The following is an 11334-nucleotide window of genomic DNA, read 5'->3' as shown; positions in this document are numbered from 1 at the left end:
GCTTCTCGCGCAGTTCCCCGCGCCCCTGAGGCATGCGCTCCGCGCAGCCTCCCCGATGAGATGCCGCACGCAGTGCGCATCTCAGGGGCGCGGGGAACTGCGCGAGAAGAGGCCACCGGCCCGCGCCTGGCCGACTGCCCAGGGGCGCGGGGAACTGCGCGGCCGGCCCCCGCTCACCGGCGCCGATCATGACCGGCATTGGTCCGCCCGGGGGGTTCCGGTGGGGCGGGGCCGTGTCGCCGTCGCCCGTAGGGCCCGCGGCCCGATAGATGTGATCAACCGCATATACCGCCAAAAGTGATCAACCGGCCCGTACCGGAGGTAGCTCCGAGATGCACCAGACCCCCAGGCGCCCACGCGCAGCCCTGCGCTCGGCCGCGTTCCTCGTGAGCGGCGCGCTCGCCGTGACCGCCCTCGCCGGGTGCGCCGCGGACGACGAGGCGGGCAAGCCCTCCGCCGGGCAGGACATCGCCCCCGCAGCCCGCGACCAGATCCAGGACGGCGGCACCCTGCGCTGGGCCGTCGACAACCTGCCGCAGACCCTGAACGCCTTCCAGGCCGACGCCGACGCGAGCACGAGCCGGGTCACCGGCGCCGTGCTGCCGTCGATGTTCAAGCTGGACGCGCAGGGCCGCCCGAAGGCCGACCCCGACTTCCTGGAGAAGGCCGAGGTCATCGAGACCGAGCCCAAGCAGGTCGTGCTGTACAAGCTGAACCAGCAGGCGGTCTGGAGCGACGGCCGGGAGATCGGCGCCCCCGACTTCGCCGCGCAGTGGCGCGCCCTGTCCGGCAAGGACAGCGCGTACTGGACGGCGCACAACGCCGGCTACGACCGCATCGAGAAGGTCGAGCGCGGGGCGAACGACCTGGAGGTGCGGGTCACGTTCGCCAAGCCGTACGCGGACTGGCGCGCCCTGTTCTCGCCGCTGTACCCCAAGGACGTCATGGGGACCCCGGACCACTTCAACGACGGCGCGCGGCGCAAGCTGACGAACACGGCGGGCCCGTTCGCCATCGACAAGGTCGACCGCGACGCCGAGACGGTCTCCCTCAAGCGCAACCCCCGCTGGTGGGGCAGCCCCGCCAAGCTGGACAAGCTCGTCCTCAGCGCGGTACCGCGCGGCAAGCGCGCCGCGGCCCTCGCCGCCGGCGACCTCGACCTCGCCGACCTGGACGCCGGCGGAGCCGACCGCATCGCGTACGCCGCCCGCGACAAGAGCACGGCGGGCCCGCTCGCCCACGGCCCCGGCGCCGCCCTCACCCCCGGCAAGGCGCTGCGCTCCTGGGCGATCATGCACGGCGAGGACGAGGAGGCCGCCGAGGAGGAGATCGCGGCGCGCGCGAAGACCCGCAAGGCCGTGAAGAAGTACGCGAAGGAGCAGGAGAACCTGCGCGGCTTCGCGGTCCGCAAGTCGCTGGAGCCGGCCTACACGCAGCTCGCGCTGAACGGCACCGAGGGCCCCCTCGCCGACGAGCGCGTCCGCCGCGCCGTCGCCCGCGCCATCGACCGCAGCAAGCTGGCCGAGGCCGTCCTCAAGCCGCTGGGCCTGCCCGCCGGCACCGTCGACAACCACCTCGCGCTGGCCGGCCAGGAGGCGTACGCCGACAACAGCGGCGCGCTCGGCGACCAGGACACCGCGCAGGCGCAGGCGCTGCTCGCGGAGGCGGGCTGGGTGCCCGGCGGCCCGCTCAAGAAGGACAAGACCGATAAGGCGGACAAGGCCGAGGAGAAGACGGCCGGCTCCGAGAACTCCGACAACGACGCGGAGGACGCCGACGACGGCACGTACATCGTCGGCGAGGACGACCAGAAGCCCGGAGCCGACGCGCCCCGGCTGTTCGTCCCCGGCCCGCTCGCGGCCGCCCAGCACACCGCCCTGCTGCACCAGGCCGACGCGCTGAAGCTGCGCAAGGCCGACAAGGAGAAGGGCAAGCACGCCAAGCACGCCAAGAAGCACAAGAACGACCAGGCCGCCGAGGGGCTCGGCAAGGACGCCAAGACGTACGTGAAGCAGGGCGGCGCCCCCGGCGCGTACGCGCCCAAGGGCACGGCCGCCCCGGCCGGCGCCGCCGCGGGCCCGCTCGCCAAGGACGGCAAGCCGCTCACGCTGCGCTTCGTCCTGCCGTCCGGCGCGGGCTCCGAGCAGCTGCGCACCGTCGCCGACCGGATCACGCAGATGCTGGAGAAGATCGGCGTGCGCACCGACATCATGAAGGTCGACGACGAGAGCTACTTCAAGGACCACATCGCGTCCGGCCAGTACGACCTCGCTCTGTACTCCTGGCCCGCGTCCGCCTACCCGGCCACCGACGCCCGCCCCATCTACGCCAAGCCGATCCCGGCCGCCGACGGGTCGCTCACCGTCGAGCAGAACTACACCCGGGTCGGCACCGACCAGATCGACCAGCTCTTCGACGAGGCGATCGGCGAGCTGGACGCGGGGGAGGAGCGCTCCCTGGTGAAGCAGGCCGACGCCCGCATCTGGGCGGCCGCAGGATCCATCCCGCTCTACCAGCGCCCCGAACTGGTCGCGACCCGCACGAACGTCGCCAACGCGGGCGCCTTCGGCTTCCAGGAGCCCCAGTACGAGGACATCGGCTACCTGAAGAAGGGCGCGAAGCCCTCGGCGAGCCCGTCCTCCTGACCTGCGGCCTTGCCTGGGACCACGTCCCAGGCTCAGATCCAGCTCAACTCCCTTGCCCCCGGGCCCGCCCGCGGGGCAAGGTTCGTTCTAACCCGTTGACCTGCGGTTTTACCCTGCGGTACGGCTCGCTCCCCCCACCCCGCCGAGCCCCCGCAACCCCCTCACCCGTTGAGCCACGTACGATGGGGTGAGGCCGTGGCGTGTCCAGCCCGGCAGGGCGCGCGTATCACTGATGTACGCGCAGCCGTCCACTATTCCGGGAGTACGCCGCAATATGGCCACGCGCCACGACATCCGAAACGTCGCCATCGTCGCCCACGTCGACCACGGCAAGACGACCATCGTCGACGCCATGCTCAAGCAGGCCGGCTCGTTCGCCGCTCACGCCGCCGAGTCCCTCGACGATCGCATGATGGACTCGAATGACCTGGAGCGTGAGAAGGGCATCACGATCCTGGCCAAGAACACGGCCGTCAAGTACCACCCGAAGGATGGCGGCGACGTCATCACGATCAACATCATCGACACCCCGGGCCACGCCGACTTCGGTGGCGAGGTCGAGCGCGGTCTGTCGATGGTCGACGCCGTCGTGCTGCTCGTGGACGCCTCCGAGGGTCCGCTCCCGCAGACGCGCTTCGTGCTGCGCAAGGCGCTCCAGCAGCGTCTGCCGGTCATCCTGTGCATCAACAAGACGGACCGTCCCGACTCCCGGATCGACGAGGTCGTCAACGAGACGTACGACCTCTTCCTCGACCTGGACGCGGACGAGGAGCAGATCGAGTTCCCGATCGTCTACGCGTGCGGCCGTGACGGCATCGCGTCGCTGACGAAGCCGGCCGACGGCACGGTCCCCGCGGACTCCACCAACCTGGAGCCGTTCTTCTCCACGATCCTGGAGCACGTCCCGGCCCCGACGTTCGACGAGGAGGCCCCCCTCCAGGCGCACGTCACCAACCTGGACGCCGACAACTTCCTCGGCCGCATCGCGCTGCTCCGCGTCGAGCAGGGCGAGCTGCGCAAGGGCCAGACGGTGGCCTGGATCAAGCGCGACGGCACGATCTCGAACGTCCGCATCACCGAGCTCCTGATGACCGAGGCGCTCACCCGCAAGCCCGCCGAGGTCGCCGGTCCCGGTGACATCTGCGCCGTCGCCGGTATCCCCGACATCATGATCGGCGAGACCCTGGCCGACCCGGAGAACCCGATCGCGCTGCCGCTGATCACGGTCGACCAGCCGGCCATCTCCATGACCATCGGCACGAACACCTCGCCGCTGGTCGGCCGCGGTGGCACGGGCAAGGGCGCGGCGGCCAAGTCGGCCGTCAAGGACCGCAAGGTCACCGCCCGCCAGGTCAAGGACCGCCTGGACCGCGAGCTGATCGGTAACGTCAGCCTCCGTGTCCTCGACACCGAGCGTCCCGACGCCTGGGAGGTCCAGGGCCGTGGTGAGCTCGCGCTCGCCATCCTGGTCGAGCAGATGCGTCGCGAGGGCTTCGAGCTGACCATCGGCAAGCCGCAGGTCGTCACCCAGGAGATCGACGGCAAGACGCACGAGCCGGTCGAGCGCCTCACGGTCGACGTCCCCGAGGAGCACATGGGCGCCGTCACGCAGCTCATGGGCGTCCGCAAGGGCCGCATGGACAACATGTCGAACCACGGCTCCGGCTGGGTCCGCATGGAGTTCGTGGTCCCGTCGCGCGGCCTCATCGGCTTCCGCACGGAGTTCCTGACGAACACCCGCGGTACGGGCATCGCCCACTCCATCCACGAGGGCCACGAGCCGTGGTTCGGCACGCTGACGACCCGTAACAACGGCTCGCTGGTCGCCGACCGCGCCGGTGCCGTCACCGGGTTCGCGATGACGAACCTCCAGGAGCGCGGCGTGCTGTTCACCGACCCCGGCACCGAGGTGTACGAGGGCATGATCGTCGGCGAGAACTCGCGCGCCGACGACATGGACGTGAACATCACCAAGGAGAAGAAGCTCACGAACATGCGGTCCTCGTCGGCCGACTCGTTCGAGGCGATCGTCCCGCCGCGCAAGCTCTCCCTGGAGCAGTCCCTGGAGTTCTGCCGCGACGACGAGTGCGTCGAGGTGACCCCGGAGGCCGTCCGTATCCGCAAGGTCGTCCTGGACCAGAAGGAGCGCGGCCGCTCCGCCTCGCGCGCCAAGCACGGCTGAGACGCGCACTGACGCTCTGAGGGCCGGTCTCCCGCTCAGGGAGGCCGGCCCTCGGCGTGCGCCCGCACGGCGGGCAAGTCCGGTCGATCATGCGGCCGTTGGGCCGGTCGGCAGGAAGTCCTCCCGCGGCCACCGCCTTGCCGCTAATCTGCCCTCGGTTGTCTACGCGCGGTGAGAGTGGCGCGTTCACGCGGGGTACAGCAGTCGGATGCGATGCGTGACCGGCGAGTACCAAGTGCGTTTCCGGCGCAAGCCATTAATAGCTCCGCTGTGTCCGCTATGCGGAGAGCTTCGGTCGATAGATATGTAACAAGTCCGTTTCGCGGTCATCTATCTAGGATCAGTTTGTCCGGATTTTAGGAGATGTACGTGTCAGGTGTGATCGAACCGAGACCTCAAGACGGTGGTCGCGACCGTCCCGGTGGCTAATAGTTGAGCGCATAGAGCTCGGGTCAATGGGTCACGCGCTGTGGGGAGCGCCGACTCACGAGCACACTGGGGCACTTCATGCGCGTCGTCAGGGGTGGCGACGTCATGTCTTGTGTGCCCCTTCTGATGAACAAGTGGACTCATGAGGAGGAACCCATGCGTGGTGCCAAGAGCGCCAAGTGGGTCGCGATAGCCGCCGTCGTGACAATGGCTGCGACCGCCTGCGGTGGTGGCGGTGACAGCGCGAGCGACGACATGGACAAGGGCAAGGCCGACCCGAACGGCATCGTCACTGCGCAGCTGAGCGAGCCGCAGAACCCGCTGCAGCCGGCGAACGCCAAGGAGAGCCAGGGCAGCCGTGTCCTGCGCACCATCTTCTCGGGCCTGGTCGACTACGAGCCGGGCACCGGCAAGCTCGAGTACGTCAACGCCGAGTCGGTCACGCCGAACGACGACTCCTCCGAGTGGACCGTCAAGCTCAAGGCCGGCTGGAAGTTCCACGACGGCACGCCGGTCACGGCCAAGTCCTACGTGGACTCCTGGAACTGGTCCGCGAACATCGCGAACAACCAGACCAACTCCAGCTGGTTCGCGGACATCGTCGGCTTCGAGGACGTGCACCCTGAGAAGGGCAAGGCCAAGAAGGACGCCATGTCCGGCCTGAAGGTCGTCGACGACAACACCTTCACCATCAAGCTGACCTCGCCGGTCTCGTACTTCGCGTACAAGCTGGGCTACGACGTCTGGGCGCCGCTGCCCGAGAAGTTCTTCTCGGACCCGAAGGCCTACGGCGAGAAGCCGGTCGGCAACGGCCCGTACAAGTTCGAGTCTTGGGAGCACAACAAGCTCATCAAGGTGCGCAAGTTCGACGGCTACAAGGGCCCGAACAAGGCGCAGAACGGCGGCATCGACTTCAAGAACTACACGACCGCCGACGCCGCCTACTCGGACCTGCGCTCCAACAACGTGGACTGGATCGAGCAGGTCCCGACCACCGCGCTGAAGACGTACAAGCAGGACCTCGGCAACCGCGCGATCGACCAGGCGTACTCCGCCGTCCAGTCGATCGTCCCGGCCTTCTACGCGAAGTCCTGGAAGGACGTCGACCCGAAGGTCATCCAGGGTCTGTCGCAGGCGATCGACCGTGACACGATCACCAAGACCGTCCTCCAGGGCACCCGCCAGCCGGCCGACTCGTACGTGGCCCCCGGCGTTCTCGGCTACAAGAAGGGCGCGCTTGGCGACATCACCAAGTACGACCCGGCTGCGGCCAAGAAGCTCATCAAGGAAGGCGGCGGCGTTCCGGGCAACAAGATCCAGATCCAGTACAACGCCGACCAGGACCACAAGCCCTGGGTCGACGCGGTCTGCAACTCGATCCGCCAGGCGACCGGTGTCGAGTGCACCGGCGACCCGAAGCCGACCTTCCAGGCCGACCTCGACGCCCGTGACGCGCACAAGGTCAAGTCCATGTACCGCGGTGGCTGGGTGCTCGACTACCCCGTCAACTCGAACTTCATGCGTGACCTCTACGGCTCCAAGGCCGCGGGTAACACCAGCGGTTACGCCAACAAGGAGTTCGACGCCCTCTCGACCGAGGCCGACAAGGCCGCGTCCGTCGACGAGACCGTGAAGAAGTACCAGGAGGCGGAGCAGCTGCTGGCGAAGGACATGCCGGCCATCCCGCTCTGGTTCTACAAGGTCAACAGCGGTCAGTCGACCAAGATCCTCGGCAAGATCCCGTACGGCCAGGACGGCGACCCGATCTTCGACCAGGTCAAGGTCAAGAAGCAGTAGTTCACCCCGACCGCAGGCCGGTGACGGCCGCCCCGCCCCCACGAGGCGCGGGGCGGCCGCACCGGCCCGTAGGCACAGGCCTCCACCTCACACCACCCCTCCTGCGGTAGAGAGATGTGCGCAGGCCTCGCCGACCCCTCACGGCATGGAGGCTCGACATGGGGCGTTACGCTGCAAGGCGACTGCTCCAGATGATCCCGATTTTCATCGGGACTACTCTGTTGATTTTTCTCATGGTCCACATCCTTCCGGGTGACCCGGTTCGGGCCATGTACGGCGACAAGGCTCCCGACCCCGCACAGATCGCGGCGATCAAGCACGCCTACGGCTTCGACAAGCCGGTGCTGGAGCAGTACGTCAACTACATGTGGAAGCTCCTGCAAGGAGACTTCGGCGACAACCTCGCGGGACGTCCGGTCCTCGACCTGATGACCGACGCGTTCCCGGTGACGCTGCGGCTGACGCTGCTCGCGATCATCCTCGAGATCATCATCGGCGTGGGCCTCGGCGCCTGGGCCGGTCTGAAGGCCGGCAAGGCCGTCGACACCGGCGTGCTGATCTTCACGCTCGTCGTGATCTCGATCCCGGTCTTCGTGCTCGGCTTCATCGCCCGGTTCGTCTTCGCCGACGAACTCGGCTGGCTGCCGCCGAACGTCCAGGACTCCACGAACCTGGGGCAGTTGTTCCTGCCCGCCCTCGTCCTCGCGACGCTCTCCATGGCCTACGTGGCCCGGCTGACCCGCACGACCTTCGCCGAGAACCTGCGCGCGGACTACATGCGCACCGCTCTCGCCAAGGGCCTGCCCCGGCGCCGCATCGTCGGTGTCCACCTGCTGCGCAACTCGCTGATCCCCGTCGTCACCTTCATCGGTACCGACATCGGCGGCTTCATCGGCGGCGCGGTCATCACCGAGGGCATCTTCAACATCCAGGGAGTCGGCAACCTGCTCTACCGAGCGGTGCAGACGAGCGAGGGCTCGACGGTCACCGGTGTGGTGACGGTCATCGTCCTCGTGATTCTCGTGATCAACCTCCTCATCGACCTGCTGTACGCGGTCCTGGACCCGAGGATCCGGTATGCCTGACGTGACCAAGGACCAGATCACCGAGGCCGCCGAGGCCGCCGAGCTGGACGCCCACGCGGCCCCGCTCGTCGAGAAGCCTGGAGGCGGCGACGCGAAGAAGGAGAAGGCCCGCTCCCTGTGGGGCGACGCCTGGTACGAGCTGCGTCACCGGCCGATGTTCTGGGTCTCCTCGATCCTGCTCTTCGTGCTGATCGTGATCGCCATCTTCCCGGGCCTGTTCACCAGCGTCAGCCCGCGCGACGGCGACCTCGTGCACCACTACCTCAGCAAGCCGGAGTACACGCACGTCTTCCAGGCCGACTGGTTCGGCTACGACCAGCAGGGCCGGTCGCTCTACGCGCGGGTCATCTACGGCACCCGGGCCTCGATCACGGTGGGCGTGTGCGTGACCGCGGCGGTCACCGTCGTCGGTGGTCTGCTCGGCCTGCTCGCCGGTTACTTCGGCGGCTGGATCGACTCGATCATCTCCCGCATCGTCGACATCTTCTTCGGCATCCCGTTCCTGCTCGGCACCATGGTCGTCCTGAACGCGTTCGTCGACCGCAAGGTGTACGTCGTGATCCTGGCGCTGGCCTTCCTCGGCTGGACCTCGATCGCCCGCGTGATGCGCAGCTCCGTCATCACCGCCAAGCAGGCGGACTACGTGACGGCCGCGCGTGCCCTCGGCGCCGGCACCAACCGGATCCTGTTCCGGCACGTGCTGCCGAACGCCATCGCGCCGACGATCGTCGTCGCGACCATCGCGCTCGGCGGCTACATCGGCGCGGAGGCCACCCTGTCGTTCCTCGGCCTCGGCCTGGGCGACCCCACGATCTCGTGGGGCATCGACATCTCCGAAGGCAGCAAGGTGATCCGCGACGACCCGCACGCCCTGCTGTTCCCGGCAGGAATGCTGACCCTCACGGTGTTCGCGTTCATCATGCTCGGCGACGCGGTCCGCGACGCCCTCGACCCGAAGCTGCGCTGAGGAGGGCGTACGTGACCAGCACCTCTCAACCCACGAACGTTCCCGAGCCCGGTGACGCCGTCGCAGACGGCGCCCCGCTGCTCGAAGTCCGCGATCTGCACGTGGAGTTCCACACCCGCGACGGTGTCGCCAAGGCCGTCAACGGTGTGAACTACACCGTGAACGCGGGCGAGACCCTGGCCGTGCTCGGTGAGTCCGGCTCCGGCAAGTCCGTGACGGCGCAGGCCATCATGGGCATCCTCGACATGCCGCCGGGGAAGATCCCGCAGGGCGAGATCCTCTTCCGCGGCCAGGACATGCTCACCATGTCCAACGAGGAGCGCCGCAAGATCCGCGGCCAGAAGATCGCCATGATCTTCCAGGACGCGCTCTCCTCGCTGAACCCCGTGCTCTCCGTCGGCTACCAGCTCGGCGAGATGTTCCGGGTCCACCAGGGTCTGTCCAAGAAGGACGCCAAGGCCAAGGCCATCGAACTGATGGAGCGGGTCCGCATCCCGGCGGCCAAGGAGCGGGTCAACGACTACCCGCACCAGTTCTCCGGCGGTATGCGCCAGCGCATCATGATCGCCATGGCGCTCGCCCTGGAGCCCGACCTGATCATCGCGGACGAGCCCACCACGGCGCTCGACGTGACGGTCCAGGCCCAGATCATGGACCTGCTCGCGGAGCTCCAGACCGAGTTCAACATGGGTCTGATCCTGATCACCCACGACCTCGGTGTCGTCGCGGACGTCGCCGACAAGATCGCGGTGATGTACGCGGGCCGGATCGTCGAGACCGCCCCGGTCCACGAGATCTACAAGCGCCCGGCGCACCCGTACACCAAGGGTCTGCTGGAGTCGATCCCGCGCCTGGACCAGAAGGGCAAGGAGCTCTACGCGATCAAGGGCCTCCCGCCCAACCTGACGCGCATCCCGAGCGGCTGCGCGTTCAACCCGCGCTGCACCCAGGCCCAGGACATCTGCTCCACGGACGTTCCCGTGCTGCACCAGGTGACCGAGCGCGACGGCACGGAGCTGCCCGGCCGCGGCAGCGCCTGCCACTTCTGGAAGGAGACGCTCCATGGCTGAGCCGAGCAAGAACGACGCCGTGCCCACGGACGCCACTCCCAACGTCACGGACGTGGAGACGGTGGACGCCGCCACCACCGACGAGGCCGTCGCCGCCATCGAGGCGCCGGTCGACCGCGGTGAGCCGATCCTCCAGGTGCGCAACCTGGTGAAGCACTTCCCGCTGACCCAGGGCATCCTGTTCAAGCGGCAGATCGGCGCGGTCAAGGCCGTCGACGGTGTCTCCTTCGACGTCTACCAGGGCGAGACCCTCGGCATCGTGGGCGAGTCCGGCTGTGGCAAGTCCACGGTCGCCAAGCTCCTGATGACGCTGGAGACGGCGACGGCGGGCGAGGTCTTCTACAAGGGCCAGGACATCACCAAGCTGTCCGGCCGTGCCCTGAAGGCCGTCCGCCGCAACATCCAGATGGTGTTCCAGGACCCGTACACCTCGCTCAACCCGCGTATGACGGTGGGCGACATCATCGGGGAGACCTTCGAGATCCACCCCGAGGTGGCCCCGAAGGGCGACCGGCGCCGCAAGGTCCAGGAGCTCCTGGACGTCGTCGGTCTCAACCCCGAGTACATCAACCGCTACCCGCACCAGTTCTCGGGCGGTCAGCGCCAGCGCATCGGCATCGCCCGCGGCCTGGCCCTCAACCCCGAGATCATCATCTGTGACGAGCCGGTCTCCGCGCTCGACGTGTCGGTGCAGGCGCAGGTCATCAACCTGATGGAGAAGCTGCAGGACGAGTTCAACCTCTCCTACATCTTCATCGCGCACGACCTGTCGATCGTCCGGCACATCTCGGACCGGGTCGGCGTCATGTACCTCGGCAAGATGGCCGAGATCGGTACGGACACGCAGATCTACGACCACCCGACGCACCCCTACACCCAGGCGCTGCTGTCGGCGGTCCCCGTCCCGGACCCGGAGGCCCGTGAGGGCCGCGAGCGCATCATCCTCACCGGTGACGTGCCCTCGCCGGCCAACCCGCCGTCGGGCTGCCGCTTCCGCACCCGCTGCTGGAAGGCCGAGGACAAGTGCGCCAAGGAGGTTCCCCTCCTGGCCATCCCCGAGCGCTTCCAGGGCTCGGACTCCCAGGCCGCCCACGAGTCGGCGTGCCACTTCGCGGAGGAGAAGGACGTGGTCCACGCGGCGTGAGCCGTGCCATGCCCT

7 protein-coding genes are annotated in these 11334 nt (G+C 68.2%); all 7 read left to right on the top strand.

Annotation, left to right across the window (positions count from 1 at the left end):
• Positions 1-332: 332 nt before the first annotated feature.
• The 7 genes from ABZ930_RS02885 (at position 333) to ABZ930_RS02855 (ending at position 11319) form a co-directional block, all read left to right on the top strand.
• Positions 333-2645 (top strand): ABC transporter family substrate-binding protein, encoded by a 2313-nt coding sequence (locus ABZ930_RS02885; protein ID WP_361540341.1) that lies wholly within the window; start codon positions 333-335, stop codon positions 2643-2645.
• A gap of 274 nt (positions 2646-2919) precedes the next feature.
• Complete coding sequence (gene typA, locus ABZ930_RS02880; RefSeq protein ID WP_361540338.1) at positions 2920-4827, top strand: translational GTPase TypA; 1908 nt, start codon at positions 2920-2922, stop codon at positions 4825-4827.
• A gap of 585 nt (positions 4828-5412) precedes the next feature.
• Entirely contained in the window at positions 5413-7053 is a 1641-nt protein-coding gene (locus ABZ930_RS02875; RefSeq protein WP_361540335.1) for an ABC transporter substrate-binding protein, read from the top strand.
• 158 nt (positions 7054-7211) lie between these two features.
• On the top strand, positions 7212-8138 hold the full coding sequence (locus ABZ930_RS02870) for an ABC transporter permease (protein WP_361540332.1): 927 nt from the start codon (positions 7212-7214) through the stop codon (positions 8136-8138).
• Positions 8131-9105, top strand: a complete 975-nt coding sequence (locus ABZ930_RS02865) for an ABC transporter permease (RefSeq protein WP_361540329.1) — start codon at positions 8131-8133, stop codon at positions 9103-9105. Before ABZ930_RS02870 ends, ABZ930_RS02865 begins: the two co-directional genes overlap by 8 nt.
• An 11-nt stretch (positions 9106-9116) precedes the next feature.
• Complete coding sequence (locus ABZ930_RS02860) at positions 9117-10175, top strand: ABC transporter ATP-binding protein (RefSeq protein ID WP_361540326.1); 1059 nt, start codon at positions 9117-9119, stop codon at positions 10173-10175.
• Positions 10168-11319, top strand: a complete 1152-nt coding sequence (locus ABZ930_RS02855; RefSeq protein WP_361540323.1) for a dipeptide ABC transporter ATP-binding protein — start codon at positions 10168-10170, stop codon at positions 11317-11319. Before ABZ930_RS02860 ends, ABZ930_RS02855 begins: the two co-directional genes overlap by 8 nt.
• Positions 11320-11334 lie beyond the last annotated feature (15 nt).

It is taken from the genome of Streptomyces sp. NPDC046716 (assembly GCF_040645755.1).
Taxonomy (GTDB): domain Bacteria; phylum Actinomycetota; class Actinomycetes; order Streptomycetales; family Streptomycetaceae; genus Streptomyces.
This window is presented reverse-complemented; position numbering and strand designations above follow the sequence as displayed.